Here is a 14,342-nt window from a genome sequence, read left to right on the forward strand (position 1 = left end):
CACTGGCAGCAGCCCACACTTTATGCGCGGCCGGGGCGGGCACCGTTGGCAGTTCGGGACACATCGAGAGCAATCCTTGCAATCGCGGAAGCAGCATCATTGTTCAAAGCTCGGATTTGGCGACCCAGCGGACAATCATGCCGGCAGCCACCAGATCGATCAGGACGGTGCCCGCACCGATCGCGAAAGGGATGTTGTTCCAATAGCTCTCGACCAGATCCAGCCAGACCAGCCACAGTGATGCGAGCAGCGACAGCACGAACACCGCCGCTGCAATGCGGCTGCGCAGGCGGCTTACGGCAAAGCCCAGCAACAATGACAAAACCGGCGACATGAACAGTTTGGTGAGGCTGATCGCCCAGCCGTTGACCGCAAGCGAAGGGGCCATTTGTAGCGCGCCTTGCAACAGCGAGAGCGCGAAGCTGGCCAGAATCAGCCGTTCATAAAGCGCCGCACCTGCAAGGCCGGCGGGCTTGGCAGTCAGTGTCGTCATAGCACCATCTCCTCGACCAGTTGCTGGGGCATGATGACCGCAGCGGCTTCATCTTCGCCGCGTCCGGGCAGGGGACGCAGGCGACCATGTTCGATCGCCAGCACGTGATCGAAGCGATCAAGACTGGTGACCCGGTGGGTAATCGCAAGCGTGGTGCGGCCTGCCATCAGCTGCTCCAGCGCGCCCAGCACGCTGTCTTCGTTACCGGCATCCAGAGCCGAGGTCGCTTCGTCGAGCAGCAGGATTTGCGGATCGCGGTAGAACATCCGGGCGATCGCAATGCGCTGCTTCTGCCCGCCCGAAAGCAGCACCCCGCCTTCGCCGACTTCGCGCAGCAGGCTGTCGGGCCCGCTCAGGAAGTCGCTGCAATTGGCCGATTGCGCAGCCCGCCAGGCCCGCTCGGCGCACGGATCGGGATCGCCATAGGCAATATTGTCGAGCACGCTGCCGGCAAACAGGTTGCTGCCCTGCGGCACCATCCCGATCATCGACCGCCATTGCCCCAGATCGAACCCGGCAATATCGCGCCCGCGATACAGGATGCGGCCAGCCTGCGGGGTATAAAACCGCTCGATCAGGGCAAACAGCGTGGATTTGCCACCGCCGCTCGGCCCGACAATCGCGGTGCGCTTGCCCAGCGCAATCGCAACACCATCGAAATCGAACAATTCGGTCGTTTCCGGCCCTGCGTTGCCGGCAGTGCCTTCATAGCTGAAGCGCACACCCTCGAAGATGATCGCATTCTCGCCCGCAGCCGCAGCGGGTGCCGCGGTGCCCGCATCGGGTTCCTCGAGCGACTCGTCGAGCATCTCGGCCAGCACGGCGGACGAGCCGAGCGCAGACTGGTACTGGTTGAAGATCATCGAAAACTGGATGATGGGGGCGACAATGTTGAAGATCGTCAGGATGAAGGCCGTCAGTGTGCCGATGGTCAGCGTGCCTTGCGCGACCCGCATCCCGCCGTAACCGAAGATGATCAGCATCGCGATGGTCAGCGCCAGCCCGTTCATCGGCGAAATCAGCGCTTCGATGCGGCTGATGCGCAGGTTTTCCCGATAGATCATGCCCAGCTGCTTGCGAGTGCGACATTCCTCGACCGGTTCGGCGTTGAACGCCTTGACCAGCCGGATCTCCCCGAACACACCCGTAAGCAGGCTGCCGAAGCGGGCGTTCTGATCGTTGATCCGCTCAGTGAACCTCGCAGTCTTGATCAGCACCGGAGCCATGATCGCAAAGGTGCCGAGGATCACCCCGAAGATCATGAGTGTCAGCGGCACATCCAGCATGACAAGCAGCACCGCCGACCCGACCAGCACCAGAGCGCCTTCGAACACTCCAGCCAGGCTTTTGGTGACGAGACCGGAAATGTTGCGGGTGTCATTGGCAAAGCGGCTGACCAGTTCTCCGCTTTCGGTGCGATCGAAATAGCTGACCGGGCGCCGCAGCAGCCGGGCAAACAGCGCCCCCTTCAGCTGGCGGGCGATCAGCATCCCGGCCTTGGACAGCAGATAGCCGCTGACCCCGCTAGCGACCGCGCCGATCGCCAGCAGGCCGAACAGCGCCAGCGCAGTGGGCGATGTCATCAGCGTGGCAAGCGAGAAGCCGCCATCGCCCATCGAATCGACCAGCTGCTTTGCGATCAGCGGGAAGGCGATAGTGGCCACCACATCGAACAGGCCCACCGCAATGCCGGCAACGATCAGTCCCTTGTGCGGCGCACTGGCAACCAGCACCTTGCGCAAGCTTGCCGTGGTACCGCGGCAGGCAGCCGTGCCAACATGTTCCTGATCGTCCATGAAATCCTCCAGACAGTTATTATGTTCTTGTTTTATGTTCTGATTGATTGCGTCCCGTGACAGTCATTCCCTGAGGCCATCCAGCACCGGCTTGCGCGCGGCATGGAGTGCGGGGAACAACCCGCCGATCAGACCCACGGCGGTGGCAAGGACAATCGCCTGCACCACCGCCATGCCCGAAACGGCGAATTTGAAGGTCATCTGCGATTGCGAACTGCTCATGGTGGAGCCTTCGAGGCCCTGGAACAGCAGGAAGGCTGCCAACGCGCCAATCGAACCGCCAACCAGCACCAGCACTGCCGCCTCGGCCATGACCGCCACAAACACCGGCAGACTGCCAAAACCCAATGCGCGCAAGGTGGCGATGTCGCGGGTCTGCGCCTCGACAGAATTGTACATGGTGTTGACCGCTGCAGCGACCGCACCCACCGCCATGATGATCGCAATCGGCCAGCCGATCAGTTCGATGATTTTGACCACGCCCTGCGCCTGCGCGCTGTAGAATGCGTCTTCGCTGACGACCTCAAGCCTGGCGAGGCGGGGATCGCGGGAGATTGCGGCCTGAAGACTGGCCGCCGTCGCGCCACTGGCCAGCGCCATGCGCACCGCATTGAAGCCCGGCCCCATGCCATAGACATCCTTGAGCGACTGCGAATCCGTCCAGATTTCCGAACCGTGCAGCCCGGCTTTGGCCGCAAAGTGCCCCACCACGCGCCAGCGAGCGCCGCCGATGGCGACTGTTTGCCCCACCGCCAGCTGCGGGTGACTGGCCAATGCCGCTTCGCCGACCAGCAGTTCGCGCGCACCCGGAGCGAACACCCGTCCTTTGGTCACTGTCAGATCAGGGCGTATCGCAATTCCGTAACTGTCGATCCCGCGCAGGCCCAGCGTTGCCTCCGCCCCCGATTGGTCGGGCAGGGAAATGCCCTGGAATACCTCGGCCGACACCATCGGCACCCCGGCATCCTGCCGAACCCCCGGCAGTTCGCGGGCGAGGACGGCCTGGCTCGGCTCGATCCAGCTTCCCGGCTCGGCGTTCGCACCCTTGCTCACCAGCAGGGCCACACGATCCGATCCGGTTTCCTCAAGCGTCCGGCGGAAGCCTTCGGACATGGAGAGAAAGCCGAGCAGCACCATCACGACCAGTGCCACGCCCACGATGGTCGAGGCCGCCAGGCGCCAGCGATAACCCAGGCTCTGCAGCGAGCAGCGGGCAACGGCGATGATCTGGGATATGATGTTCATCACCCTCTCCTGAAAGCTTCGGTGGGTTCAAGCTGCATGGCGCGGTAGCTCGGCAGGCCGCCAGTCAGCAGCGCCACACCCACTGCCAGCGCCAGACCGGTCAGCACGGTCTCCAGCGGCAGATAGAACAGCGGCATCTGCCCTCCGGCGAAGGCTTCGAAGATGCGCGCAACAAGAAATGCGCTCATCCCCATGCCCAGCACGAAGGCGGTCACGACCAGCAGCAAAGTCTCGCCGAAAATCAGGGCAAACACCCGCCGCCGGCTGAAGCCGAGCGCCCGCAGGATGCCAATTTCCTTGGTGCGCTGCTGCACCGACAGCGAGATCGAATTGCCCACCACCAGCAACATTGTGATGAAGGCCGCGCCGACGATCATCTGGACGATGAAGGTCAGATCACCGAGCTGCGCCACAAACGCCTTGGCCATCGCCGCGCCAGGTTCGGTGCGGGTTTCCGAAGGGGAATTGGCGAAATGGCGATCGATCATGGTGGCCACGGCATCATTGCGTTCGGGCGCGATGGTGCGGATCAGCAGCCAGTGCACCTTGTCCTCAAAGGCCAGCACGTTGCTGTTCACATAGTCATAATGGCCGATGACCCCCCAGCCGCCCTGATCATCGGTGACATCATATATGCCGACGACTTGCACCGGCCATTCGCCGTTGCCATCCTTGCCGCGGATCAGATCGCTGGTCAGCGAAAAGCGGTCACCCGTCTTCCAGCCGAATTGCGCGGCGAGTTCCCGATCGATGATCACCCCGTCGCGCTGCGCCAGCAGGCGTTCGCGCATGGGTGCATCGACGATCAGGTCGCGTGCGTGAAAATCCAGATAGGCATCCACATCGGTCATGGTGGTGGTGACCGGGCTGGACGGTTCCCTGAAATAGCTGGCAAGCAGCAGCACCGGAGCCCAGTCGGCCACACCTTCCATCTGCGCCACGGTCTCGCCGTAACGCAGCGGAATGCCGTTCAGCAGGCTCATTTTGGAATGCACCATCAATTCGTCGCTGTCGTCCACGCTACCGGTGGGGTCGATCGCCCGCAGCGCGCCGGCAAGCGTGCCGAAAATCAGGAAGGCGATCAGCGCGACCAGAACCAGCATCCCGGTGCGCAATTTGTGCCGCCGCAGATTGGCCCACAGAAGGATCATTCGCTCCCTCCGGCGCTGCGGTTGTTGATCAGCACCCCCTTGTCGAGGAACAGCGTGCGCGTTGCCATGTCGGCGGCGCTCTGGTCATGGGTGACCATGATCACCGTCTTGCCCAGCGACACGCACAGCAGCTGGAGCAGATCGAGCACGCTGTCGGCAGTTTCACGGTCCAGATCGCCGGTCGGCTCGTCGGCCAGCAGCAACGCGGGATCGGTCACGAGCGCGCGGGCAATCGCGACACGCTGCTGCTGTCCGCCGGAAAGCTGGCTGGGTCGGTGATCGGTGCGATCATCGAGGCCAACGATCCCGAGCATTGCATGCACCCGCGCCTGACGCTGGCTCTTGTTCAGTTTGGTCAGGGTCAAGGGCAATTCGACATTCTGGGCGGCGGTCAGGCCAGGCATCAGGTTGTAGAACTGGAAGATGAAACCGACATTGCGGGCGCGCCACTGGCCCGCCTCGCGATCGGTCATCTGCGAGATATCGCGATCGTGGAACATGACCTTGCCGCTGTCGACCCGGTCCATCCCGCCCAGAATGTTCAGCAGCGTGGTCTTGCCCGAACCCGAAGGCCCCATGATCGCCGTGAATTCTCCCGAACGGAATTCAAGATCCAGATCCCGGAAGATCGGAATCTCGAAATTGGCACGGTGATACGATTTGCAGATGCCTTCCAGACGGAGGATCGGATCGCTTGGCGGTTTGAGCATGGTACTCCTGCTATCTTTGCGGGGTTTTGAGGAAGCGGACATTGGCCACCATTTCCGGCAGCATCCGTTCATCCTTGTTGAGAATTTCGATCCTGACCTTGAAGCTGGCCTTGCTGCGGTCGGCGATCGGTACGACCGTGATAACCTTCCCGCGGTAAGCCACGTCGGGATAGGCGGAGAGAGAAATCTCGACCGGATCGCCTGCTGAAACCCGCGCGATATGCGCTTCGGCAACGTCCACTTCGAGCTCGAGGCTGTCCATGTCGACGATCGTGCAGATCCCGGTGCGGGTAAAGCCGCCGCCCGAGGATGCGGGAGAGACAATCTCCCCTTCCTGCGCGTTGATCGCGATTACCGTGCCGGCAAAGGGCGCGTAGATATTGTATTGGTCGGCCTGCACACGGGCGCCCTGAAGATCGGCCGCGGCAGCAGAGACCTCGGCCATGGCTTGTGCCCGTCGCGACTGCAGAACGGCAACCTGGGCGCGAGCCGCTTCCAGATCCTTGCGCGTAGCAAATCCGCGGGCGGACAGTTCCTCGTACCGCCCGAGTGTCGCGCGGGCAGCTGCCAGCTCGGCGTCAATCCCGGCAATCTGGGCAAAGCTGCCCGAACGGCGCGCGCTGGCCGAGGCCACCATGCTGTTCATCGCGCTGGCGTCCATCCGCGCAATCAACTGCCCTGCGCCGACCTTGATCCCTTCGCTGACCAGAATGCTTCTGACCTGCCCCGTGATCTGCGCGGCTACAGTGGCCTGACGGCGCGCCACGACATATCCCGATGCGGTCAGCGCGCTGGATGCTGCCGCCGGGGGAGAGGTGGCAGTTGCAGCGGCGCTGACCGCCGGGTCGGCAGCCCCTGGCACCTTGGCAGCGGGACCGGTCGAAACCGACCAATACAGCGCTGCGCAGGTGCCAAGGGCTGCCGCGGTGGCAAACAGAGCCAGCTTCTTGCGGCTGGATTTGTCACTGCTTACCGGTTGGGCTGTGCGGGGGGCAGAAGGCGCAAATGTCACGTCCGGCTCGAACACCGCCCGATCGAGCGGCACGAGCTTGAGCTTCTCTTCCAGCGACATCTTCGCTGCCGAGCCCTTCACACCCGCATTGTCCTTCACGTCCGACGTGATCATCTGAACCTCCTGCTGTCCCGCGCTCAGCCCGCGAGCTCTTCGAGAGCCATCAGCCGTGTGCGGCAGTAGCCGCGGACCTGCTCCTGATCGTTCCCGCTGCCCGACTGGTAGAGTTCGCGCGCCGCATCGAGGCCGTGCTGGGCACTGGCAAGCGCGCCAAGTGCAAGGCAGCGCACCCGGCCACTGGGATGGACACGGCTGACTTCATGGAGGAAATCCATGCCATTGCCCTCGTCCGCCATAGCCACGATCGACATCAGCGCCTGGGCCGGCACCCGGTTGACGAGATCGGTGATGATCCCGCGTTCGATATCGAACTGGTACTGGTCCATGAAGCTGCCGCGCAGCGTGCTTTCCATGATGTTGATGCTCATCGACATCTTTTCGCCGGGGCGCTGGTCATGCACGTCGGTAAAGGCGCGATAGAGCATGACCTTTCCTTCGTGCAGGGCGGTGTCCTCGACAAACTTGAGATTCACCTTTTCGCCCGGATAGCCATCGACCTGGGTATAATCATATTCGTAGTAGTTACTGCGATACCCCGGCCCCATGTGCCCTACAGTCATGAAGTTGAAGTTGTGATCATGCGGCACGTAGTAGAAAAATGATTTCGACTGCGATGCGCGGAAGATATGATCGTTCTCGCTCGGCCAGAAATTCGCGCGGATGTAGAAATTCTGGCTGCGGTCATGGTGCAACATGATCGTCTGGGGCCCGTATGAAAGCCGCGACGCATCATAATCGGCCCGGTTCTTCAGATTGTGCAGGGCGAAATCGGCCACCAGACGCTTGTTGTTGCCGATCTTGCGGAGCATTTCCGAAGTGGCCAGCATATCATCATGGGATGTGGTATCGATCTTGTGATCGAGCATGAATGCGACCAGGTCGCCGAGTTCGGCGGTGTCCTGGGTATCGACCTTGGCGACGATTGGCATCGTTCTTCTCCTTGGCTCAGGCTGCTTGCATCTGGCGCGCTGCGCCGAGCATGGTCAGGGTGGCGGTCGCCGCCCGGCGGACCGAGGGCTGCGGATCGTGTTCGGCCATAGCTGCCAGAGTGGGCAAAGCCCGTTCCTGGTCGAGGCCGAGCAGTTCGCGCATGGCATGCCAGCGCACGAAATGGTGTTTGTCTTCCAGCAGCTCGGCAATCGCGTCGTAGGCATCGACGCGGCCCAGCATCCGCAGCAGCGTGCTTTGCATCTGCATTCCGGTGCACAGCGCATTCGAGGCCGAAACCGTCGCGATCGCCCCGTTATCGACGTAAAGCGACAGATCGACGGGAACGCTGCCGAAGTTCATCTGGGTATACATGAACAGGCAGGCCTGATCGTGCGCCAGATATTCGAGCGATTCGAAATCCGCTTGCCGCAGCCGGTCGCCGGCTTTCAGGACAATCGGCTCGTCAGCCACAAGCCCGGTATCGAATGTCGCCAGATCGGTCGCATCATCGAACGGCTGCATGCGCCACACCCGCACCTTCAACTCACCCTTGAGCACGACATATTCGGCCCGCCCGCTGGGGAAGCTGACGGTGCGGCGCGATGTGCCCTTGCGGTGCTTGGACACGGCCAGCATGTGCGGGTCCATGGCGCTGACAAGTGACAGGGCATAGCGCGAACGCATGACCGCAAAGGACGCCAGTTCAGGCGATATCGCGGGAGTAAACAGGGATTCGTAGGAGTCGACGCGGGCAAAGGCATCGCGCTCCACTGCAACCATCGCCTGCACCCGTTCGAGCGTAAAGTGGGCGTGAACCGCATCGAAAATCGCATCCGGATCGCCGTTGGCGGCTTTCATTTTCTGTTCCAGCGCGGCGTTGTCGATCGATTCCAGCAAGGCATCTCTCTGCACCACTCCACTCGCCCGCAGACCTTCGCGGTAATCCGCGTCCAGCAGCATGGCTTCGAATTCTTCAGCATTTTTCATGGCCAAATCTCCGTTGGAGGCTGCACCGCGCCCGTCCTGACGCGGTGCAGCGCCCCGCGATTACGAGCTCACACCGATGGCAATGCCCGTGATGATTGCGCCAATGATCTTGTTGCGGCTCGTCACAGCATCATCGACCATGCTGAGTTCCATGCCGGCTTCGAAATCAAGCGAGGGAATGTTGTTGAGTTCCATTTTATTTTATCCTTTTTATTATTTTTGGAACCAATCAATATCATCTCAATCCACAATCATATGATGCACAGGATCATTATTTTTTGTTTTCCCTATAATATGCATTGTGGCTTCAGAATAAGATTGATCGTTATCGGTTAATCCAAGATCGAACCGATGAACACGGCGATGCCCGACGTGATCTGATCGACCAGGCGGCCATTCACATCCGCTTCAGCACCGACTGCGACAAAGCCGGCTTCGAAATCGAGATTGGGCAGTTCAAGGTTATCGAACATTGTTTTTCCTTTTGGTTATTGGCCCTGTCATTGGGCATCATGAAATTGCCACAACCCAATCCGATGCGCACTTCATATCAACACCAGTCTGACAGCCAATCGCCGGCAGATTTTGCTTCAGTTTGACAGCTATATACTTGGAACCGCAGAAATCTGCGGATTTCACCACCCGCGCAGGGCGGTCAGGGTGACAGGAAATTCTGCGATTCCAGCGCGGTAAAAGCATTGATCGATCACCCGCCCAGCATCAGAACGGCGATCAAAACACTGCCGGCAAGGTCACATCCCAGCGCGATCAGGCCCAGGCGATAGTCGCGCCGCCGCGGCCAGCGTCGCCGGTCGCCATAGGCCAGCACACACGCCACCAGCGTGAGCGCGATCGCAACTGCCCCAGCAATCATGCTGCCGGCGCGCGTGAACAGCAGGACGAGGGCGAAGGAGACCAATGGAGCGCCGAGCAAGCTGACCGTCGCCAACCCCGTGCCCCGCAGACGCTGCGCGCGACGGAATTGCAGCCGGGCCTGCAACATCGCCACTCCGGACGATGCCAGGGCCAGCACCTCGATGATGAGGCGCATGGTGTTATCCATCGGCACGTGCCGCGGCCACTGCGAGATAACGTTCCACACGCTCTTTCAGCTCTTCTGAAAGAACGATGATGAAGCTGCGATAATCTTCGGGATTGCGCACGCGGAGCAGGTGTCCGTCGGTCTCCATCATCTTCAGCACACGCAGCGCTGTGGTTTCGGGTAGACCCGATCCAAGCCAGATGCTTTTGACAGTCAGACCCCCGCCATTTTCGGCAGCGATGTAAAGTTCGAGCAGAATGCGCCAGATTTTTTCTTGCGGGCCGATATGCGAGAACTCGCGATCCCACTTTTCCGCGCGCAAAAGCTCATGCGCGGCCTTTGTGACCTGGGAAGATGTTTCGCGGGTAACGATGAGTGCGACCTCCGACCGGGGCCGGATGATAATCATATGAAGTCGCTATGCAATTCGTAATTCGCGATGCATTGCGTCTGTGGCCCACTTCGGCGGGGGTGATAGACTAACCGTTCAGCACGTTGATCGCTTCGTGTACCCGCGCCTCGATCTCGTCGCGGGGAAGGCCTGCGGGGATCATCTCGCCGGCCTTGTAGACGATCCGCCCGGGACGCTTGATCAGCCGGTGATAGGCCGGACCGCTGTCCACCGCGACCGGCACCACCGGCAGGCCCAGCAGCTTGTAAAGGCCGGCAAACCCGGCTTGCAGCGGCGGTCGCTGACCGTGGGGAACGCGGGTGCCTTCGGGAAAGATTACCAGCGGGCGTCCGGCAGCGACCCTGCCCTTCGCGCTGGCGATCATGGCCCGCAAAGCCTTGGCGCCTTCATCCCGCGCCACCGGCACCAGCCCGTATACCCGCGCCGAATAGCCCCAGCCGGGAATGCGGAACAATTCCTGTTTGGCGAAAACCGCAGGGAAGGCGAACAGCCGGGGCGTGTCGATCGCTTCGAAAAAGCTCTCGTGCTTGATCGCGATCAGCACCGGCGTATCGGGGATGGTGCCTTCGAGCACGACCGCGATGCCGAGCAGCTTTTCGACACACCACAGGTGCCAGCGCCCCCACGTCGCGACCACCGGGCGAAGCCATTGCTTGCGGGCCACCACCGCGACCACCGAAGCCAGCACCAGCAGCGCGCTGCCGCCATAGAACAGCAGGTAGAAGGCGAATGAACGCAGGCCGGCGGCGAGCAGCCTCAAAGGTCTGCCAGCCCTGCCGCCCGACTGGCGAGCAGCTTGTGATATTCGAGGAACAGCGTGCCGAGATCGGGCTGCGAGGGGACAGCGTCACGAATGATCGTGACATGATCGGGCAGCGCCCGTTCGATCTCGCCGGCGGCGCGGCGCATATGCCAGTCGGTAGTTACCAGCCGCAGCGAGCGCACCTCGTTCTGCGCCACCCACTTGGCGGTTTCCGCCGCATTGGAGCGCGTGTCCACCGCACTGAAACCGAGCGTCACACAGCATTCCATCGTGCGCCGCTCGACGCCGAATTCTGCCGCGAATTCGCCGGGGCGCACTTCGCGATCGACTCCGCTGACCAGCAGCTTTTCAGCGAGGCCCTGATCCAGAACCTCCAGCCCGTGGGGAATGCGGCCGGCACCGCCGGTCAGCACGATAACGGCATCGGTCTTCGCCTCCCCGGTTGCAGGTCGCGGCAAGGCGACGACAAACCACAGGAAGCCGATCACCCAGGCCAGGAACAGCAATGCAAGGATACGGCGGAACATCGCCGCCGCCTAAAGCATGTCGCGCAGGGCAAAGGCAATGGTGATCCGCGCTGTCACCAGCGCGATCAGCACGCCGCCCAGCGGAACGGCGACGAGCGCGAGCCAGTCGGCCATCATCAATGCACCGCCACCCGCCATCCCGCTGTCGAGCGCGGCAAACTGCTGGCCCAGCAGCCACACCGCCGCACCGCCGAGCGCCGTTCCGACAAGTGCACCGAACACCGCCTCGCGCAGCACGGTGCGCAGGAATTCTGCCGAAATCTGGCGATCGGTAGCGCCCAGCAGGTGGATGATCTCGACTGTGTCGCGTGCACTGGCAAAGGCATTGCGCGCCGCCAGCCACACCGCGGCAGCCGTCGCCAGCGCCACCAGCGCGATCAGGCCCAGCGCCAGCCATTGCAGCGCAGACAGCGCGCCATAGACAGGGCGCAGCCAATCGGACTGCGCGTCCACCCGTGCGACCGGAACCCTTGCCGCCAGCGCAGTTTCGATCCGGGCGATGTCGGCGGCCGAAGCGCGGCGCGCGAGTTCGACATCGATCAGCGCCGGGATCGGCACATCGCCGCTTGCTGCCGCCTCGCCCAGCCATGGTTCGAGCAGCGCCGCCAGTTCCGCCTCCGGCACCAGCCGCACGGCTTTCACCCCGTCAAGCGCGGTCAGCACCCGCACCGCATCCTTGCCGCGTTCAAGGCGAAGCTCGGGGTTGGGTTCGATTACCTGCACCGTCAGCGCGGCGGAAAGATCGGCCTGCGCATTGTTGGCGAGGTTGCGCAGCGCCAGCCCCCCTGCCGCCGCAATCACCACCAGCGCGATGAGGATCGCGATCACCCACGGGATCGGCCCGGAATAGCGCGGTGCGGGCAACAGCGGCGCGCCCGCCTCCCGCCCCGGCGCGGCCCGTGTGGCCTCGCCGTTGTCGGGATAGGGCGCATCGGGCACCGGCGGCACCGTCATTGGCCTGCCCCCGCAGGCGCGGACGGGCGCGGCGGATAGCGCAGCGCGCCGGTGGGATCGGACAACTGCCCCTTGTTAAGGCGCATGATCAGCGAATCCGGCACTTTTTTGAGCAGGTGCACATCGTGGGTCGCGACCACGACGGTCGTGCCCACACGGTTGTTGAGCGCCTCGAACAGGCGCAGCAGCTTGAGCGCCATTTCGGGATCGACGTTGCCGGTCGGCTCGTCGGCGATCAGGATGCGCGGGCGCGCAATCACCGCGCGGGCAATGGCAACCCGCTGCTGTTCACCGCCCGACATGGTCGCGGGAATGGCATGGGCCCGGTGCGACAGCCCGACCCAGTCGAGCATGTCGGAAACCGACTTCGCGATGCGCTTCTCGTCCGCACCCGCCAGCCGCAGTGGCAGCGCGACGTTATCGAACGCGGTCAGGTGCGGCACCAGCCGGAAATTCTGGAACACCACGCCCAGATGCCGCCGCAACGCGGGCAGGCGGTCTCGCGGCATGGTGATCAGATCCTGCCCGAACATCCGGATCGCCCCGCGTGACGGGCGCTGGGCGAGATAGAGCAGCTTGAGCAAGCTGGTCTTGCCCGCGCCGCTCGCCCCGGTCAGGAAATAGAAGCTGCCGGGATACAGCGTGAAACTGAGATTGCTCAAAACCTCGGGATCGGTGCCGTAACGCAGCCCGACATTGTCGAATTTCACGATCTCGGCGACGCGATCATTCATCCCGCGCACCTAACAGCGGGGCACGGCGGGGGAAAGTCGAACATCGCGTTCAAGGCCCATAATCCAGGCGATAAGCAGGCGGCAGTGTGGAAAACAACCGGTAAAGCGCCTGCTTTGCCGCACGGGCTCTTGTGCAAGCGAGCCCTCTGATTCATGCAATCGGCGACATGATCATAGCTTGTCCAGCCTGCGGCACGCGTTATGCGGTTCCCGATGCTGCCATCGGCAGCGAAGGGCGCACCGTGCGCTGCGCCAAATGCAAGCACAGCTGGTTCCAGGAAGCGCCGGTGCTCGATCTGGAGAGGCCCGCGCCCGATGCGGATCCGGCACCGGCTGCGGCTCCCGCACAGAACCCGTCACCGCAACCCGCCGCCCCGCCGCCCGCGCCCGCGCCCGAGGCTCCGGCCAGCGGCCCGTCCGTGAGCCACTGGCGCACACCCGATGCGGCCGAGGCAGCGCCTGCGGCGAGCGAGGAGGCTTCGGTCGCGGTGCGCGCCCTGCGGCGCGGGCTGAACCAGAACCCGCAGGCCACAGAGGCTGACCGTGTAACCCCGCGGATCGATCCCCCCGCAACCGTCACGGAAGACGGGCCGGCGACCGCCTATCCCGCAGACCCGCCCTTCGACGACGAGTCCGACGAGGCGGAGGAGGGATCGCAGTTCGACTATCGCCCACCCTTCACCCGGCGGCGCAACACGCTGAAGATGTGGACCATGGCAGCGGCGATCTTTGCCCTGCTGGCGACCGGCACGATTGCAGCGGTCAATTACTATGGCCTGCCCGAGTGGCTGCCGATCAGCCGTCCGACCTTCGGCATCGGCCAGCCGGGGCTCGAACTCGATTTCCCCAAGCCGCAGCAGCGCAAGGAAGTGCTCGCCAGTGGTGAGACGATCTTCCGGGTGCGCGGCACCATCACCAACACCGCGCCGGAAACGCTGGCCGTGCCCGATCTGCTGGTGGTGTTCAGCGACCAGCGCGAGCGCAAGGTGGGGGATTGGGTCGTGGCGCCCTCCAAGCGCCAGCTCGCCCCGGGCGAGACCGTTACCGTGACCGAAGCCATCGCCAATATCCCGCGCGGCGCTGCGGTTGCCGACCTTGGCTGGGCACCGAATTAAACGCTGATCGCGCGCCTGCGTCAAAGAGCTTGCGCAGGGCCAAACCCCTTGCTAGTGGCGCGCTCCTACCGCGGGGCCAGCGCTTTGGCTGCCCCGACATACCCGAGTGCGGTCGTGGCGGAACTGGTAGACGCGCAACGTTGAGGTCGTTGTGGGCGAAAGCCCGTGGAAGTTCGAGTCTTCTCGACCGCACCAAACATTAAATTCTTCAATAGGAAGGATTTTTCCCATAAACATCGTAGAAAAGCGCGCGGTTCTGCGCCTTTGCGCGCGTCGATGCGCCGCAAGGTGTGTCAGAGATGGTGGGTGGAGCGCGTTTTGGGCGCAAATCTCGGGTGTTTCTCTGCCCCT

The 14,342-nt window shown here is 62.9% G+C and carries 17 protein-coding genes and 1 tRNA gene; 2 read left to right on the forward strand and 16 right to left on the reverse strand.

Going from position 1 to position 14,342, the window contains the following annotated elements:
* Positions 1-103: 103 nt before the first annotated feature.
* The 16 genes from ACU0AG_RS10635 to ftsE form a co-directional block, all read right to left on the reverse strand.
* Positions 104-493, reverse strand: a complete 390-nt coding sequence (locus tag ACU0AG_RS10635; protein WP_482782258.1) for a hypothetical protein — start codon at positions 491-493, stop codon at positions 104-106.
* The gene (locus ACU0AG_RS10640; RefSeq protein ID WP_482782259.1) at positions 490-2,289 is read right to left on the reverse strand and encodes an ABC transporter ATP-binding protein; all 1,800 of its coding nucleotides are present in this window, start codon (positions 2,287-2,289) and stop codon (positions 490-492) included. The genes ACU0AG_RS10635 and ACU0AG_RS10640 overlap by 4 nt, the downstream gene beginning before the upstream one ends.
* A 63-nt stretch (positions 2,290-2,352) precedes the next feature.
* Positions 2,353-3,534 carry an ABC transporter permease gene (locus ACU0AG_RS10645; protein WP_482782260.1) on the reverse strand — a complete coding sequence of 394 codons (1,182 nt, stop codon included), beginning with the start codon at positions 3,532-3,534 and terminating at the stop codon, positions 2,353-2,355.
* Complete coding sequence (locus ACU0AG_RS10650; RefSeq protein WP_482782261.1) at positions 3,534-4,685, reverse strand: ABC transporter permease; 1,152 nt, start codon at positions 4,683-4,685, stop codon at positions 3,534-3,536. The genes ACU0AG_RS10645 and ACU0AG_RS10650 overlap by 1 nt, the downstream gene beginning before the upstream one ends.
* Positions 4,682-5,395: an ABC transporter ATP-binding protein gene (locus ACU0AG_RS10655; RefSeq protein WP_482782262.1), complete on the reverse strand. Its 714-nt coding sequence runs from the start codon at positions 5,393-5,395 to the stop codon at positions 4,682-4,684. The genes ACU0AG_RS10650 and ACU0AG_RS10655 overlap by 4 nt, the downstream gene beginning before the upstream one ends.
* A 10-nt stretch (positions 5,396-5,405) precedes the next feature.
* The gene (locus tag ACU0AG_RS10660; RefSeq protein WP_482782263.1) at positions 5,406-6,521 is read right to left on the reverse strand and encodes an efflux RND transporter periplasmic adaptor subunit; all 1,116 of its coding nucleotides are present in this window, start codon (positions 6,519-6,521) and stop codon (positions 5,406-5,408) included.
* Between the two features lie 23 nt (positions 6,522-6,544).
* Positions 6,545-7,456: a hypothetical protein gene (locus ACU0AG_RS10665; RefSeq protein ID WP_482782264.1), complete on the reverse strand. Its 912-nt coding sequence runs from the start codon at positions 7,454-7,456 to the stop codon at positions 6,545-6,547.
* Between the two features lie 16 nt (positions 7,457-7,472).
* Positions 7,473-8,444, reverse strand: a complete 972-nt coding sequence (locus ACU0AG_RS10670; RefSeq protein WP_482782265.1) for a HEAT repeat domain-containing protein — start codon at positions 8,442-8,444, stop codon at positions 7,473-7,475.
* Between the two features lie 60 nt (positions 8,445-8,504).
* Entirely contained in the window at positions 8,505-8,639 is a 135-nt protein-coding gene (locus ACU0AG_RS10675; RefSeq protein ID WP_482782266.1) for a hypothetical protein, read from the reverse strand.
* A gap of 137 nt (positions 8,640-8,776) precedes the next feature.
* Positions 8,777-8,917: a hypothetical protein gene (locus ACU0AG_RS10680; protein WP_482782267.1), complete on the reverse strand. Its 141-nt coding sequence runs from the start codon at positions 8,915-8,917 to the stop codon at positions 8,777-8,779.
* Positions 8,918-9,150: 233 nt separating this feature from the next.
* Positions 9,151-9,495 carry a hypothetical protein gene (locus ACU0AG_RS10685; protein ID WP_482782268.1) on the reverse strand — a complete coding sequence of 115 codons (345 nt, stop codon included), beginning with the start codon at positions 9,493-9,495 and terminating at the stop codon, positions 9,151-9,153.
* A 4-nt stretch (positions 9,496-9,499) separates the two neighbouring features.
* Positions 9,500-9,895: a hypothetical protein gene (locus ACU0AG_RS10690; RefSeq protein WP_482782269.1), complete on the reverse strand. Its 396-nt coding sequence runs from the start codon at positions 9,893-9,895 to the stop codon at positions 9,500-9,502.
* A 70-nt stretch (positions 9,896-9,965) separates the two neighbouring features.
* Positions 9,966-10,652: a lysophospholipid acyltransferase family protein gene (locus ACU0AG_RS10695; protein ID WP_482782347.1), complete on the reverse strand. Its 687-nt coding sequence runs from the start codon at positions 10,650-10,652 to the stop codon at positions 9,966-9,968.
* A gap of 2 nt (positions 10,653-10,654) precedes the next feature.
* A complete protein-coding gene (locus ACU0AG_RS10700) occupies positions 10,655-11,188 on the reverse strand; it encodes a YdcF family protein (RefSeq protein ID WP_482782270.1) in 534 nt (177 codons plus the stop codon).
* Between the two features lie 9 nt (positions 11,189-11,197).
* Positions 11,198-12,142: a cell division protein FtsX gene (locus tag ACU0AG_RS10705; RefSeq protein WP_482782271.1), complete on the reverse strand. Its 945-nt coding sequence runs from the start codon at positions 12,140-12,142 to the stop codon at positions 11,198-11,200.
* A complete protein-coding gene (ftsE, locus tag ACU0AG_RS10710) occupies positions 12,139-12,876 on the reverse strand; it encodes a cell division ATP-binding protein FtsE (RefSeq protein WP_482782272.1) in 738 nt (245 codons plus the stop codon). Before ftsE ends, ACU0AG_RS10705 begins: the two co-directional genes overlap by 4 nt.
* 167 nt (positions 12,877-13,043) lie before the next feature.
* On the opposite strand from ftsE, the gene ACU0AG_RS10715 reads away from it, so the two are divergent.
* Positions 13,044-13,991 carry an MJ0042-type zinc finger domain-containing protein gene (locus tag ACU0AG_RS10715; RefSeq protein WP_482782273.1) on the forward strand — a complete coding sequence of 316 codons (948 nt, stop codon included), beginning with the start codon at positions 13,044-13,046 and terminating at the stop codon, positions 13,989-13,991.
* A gap of 108 nt (positions 13,992-14,099) precedes the next feature.
* A tRNA-Leu gene (locus tag ACU0AG_RS10720) sits at positions 14,100-14,186 on the forward strand.
* The last annotated feature ends 156 nt before the right edge of the window (positions 14,187-14,342 follow it).

The organism is Erythrobacter sp. RANMB8 (genome assembly GCF_056848235.1).

What these genes read in the sequence shown, in the direction of transcription:
- ACU0AG_RS10660 (WP_482782263.1), bottom strand. Translation starts at nt 6,521, where the DNA reads ATGATCACGTCGGACGTGAAGGACAATGCGGGTGTGAAGGGCTCGGCA.
- ACU0AG_RS10685 (WP_482782268.1), bottom strand. Translation starts at nt 9,495, where the DNA reads ATGCGCCTCATCATCGAGGTGCTGGCCCTGGCATCGTCCGGAGTGGCG.
- ACU0AG_RS10665 (WP_482782264.1), bottom strand. Translation starts at nt 7,456, where the DNA reads ATGCCAATCGTCGCCAAGGTCGATACCCAGGACACCGCCGAACTCGGC.
- ACU0AG_RS10655 (WP_482782262.1), bottom strand. Translation starts at nt 5,395, where the DNA reads ATGCTCAAACCGCCAAGCGATCCGATCCTCCGTCTGGAAGGCATCTGC.
- ACU0AG_RS10635 (WP_482782258.1), bottom strand. Translation starts at nt 493, where the DNA reads ATGACGACACTGACTGCCAAGCCCGCCGGCCTTGCAGGTGCGGCGCTT.
- ACU0AG_RS10675 (WP_482782266.1), bottom strand. Translation starts at nt 8,639, where the DNA reads ATGGAACTCAACAACATTCCCTCGCTTGATTTCGAAGCCGGCATGGAA.
- ACU0AG_RS10690 (WP_482782269.1), bottom strand. Translation starts at nt 9,895, where the DNA reads ATGATTATCATCCGGCCCCGGTCGGAGGTCGCACTCATCGTTACCCGC.
- ACU0AG_RS10670 (WP_482782265.1), bottom strand. Translation starts at nt 8,444, where the DNA reads ATGAAAAATGCTGAAGAATTCGAAGCCATGCTGCTGGACGCGGATTAC.
- ACU0AG_RS10700 (WP_482782270.1), bottom strand. Translation starts at nt 11,188, where the DNA reads ATGTTCCGCCGTATCCTTGCATTGCTGTTCCTGGCCTGGGTGATCGGC.
- ACU0AG_RS10680 (WP_482782267.1), bottom strand. Translation starts at nt 8,917, where the DNA reads ATGTTCGATAACCTTGAACTGCCCAATCTCGATTTCGAAGCCGGCTTT.
- ftsE (WP_482782272.1), bottom strand. Translation starts at nt 12,876, where the DNA reads ATGAATGATCGCGTCGCCGAGATCGTGAAATTCGACAATGTCGGGCTG.
- ACU0AG_RS10715 (WP_482782273.1), top strand. Translation starts at nt 13,044, where the DNA reads ATGATCATAGCTTGTCCAGCCTGCGGCACGCGTTATGCGGTTCCCGAT.
- ACU0AG_RS10640 (WP_482782259.1), bottom strand. Translation starts at nt 2,289, where the DNA reads ATGGACGATCAGGAACATGTTGGCACGGCTGCCTGCCGCGGTACCACG.
- ACU0AG_RS10705 (WP_482782271.1), bottom strand. Translation starts at nt 12,142, where the DNA reads ATGACGGTGCCGCCGGTGCCCGATGCGCCCTATCCCGACAACGGCGAG.
- ACU0AG_RS10645 (WP_482782260.1), bottom strand. Translation starts at nt 3,534, where the DNA reads ATGAACATCATATCCCAGATCATCGCCGTTGCCCGCTGCTCGCTGCAG.
- ACU0AG_RS10650 (WP_482782261.1), bottom strand. Translation starts at nt 4,685, where the DNA reads ATGATCCTTCTGTGGGCCAATCTGCGGCGGCACAAATTGCGCACCGGG.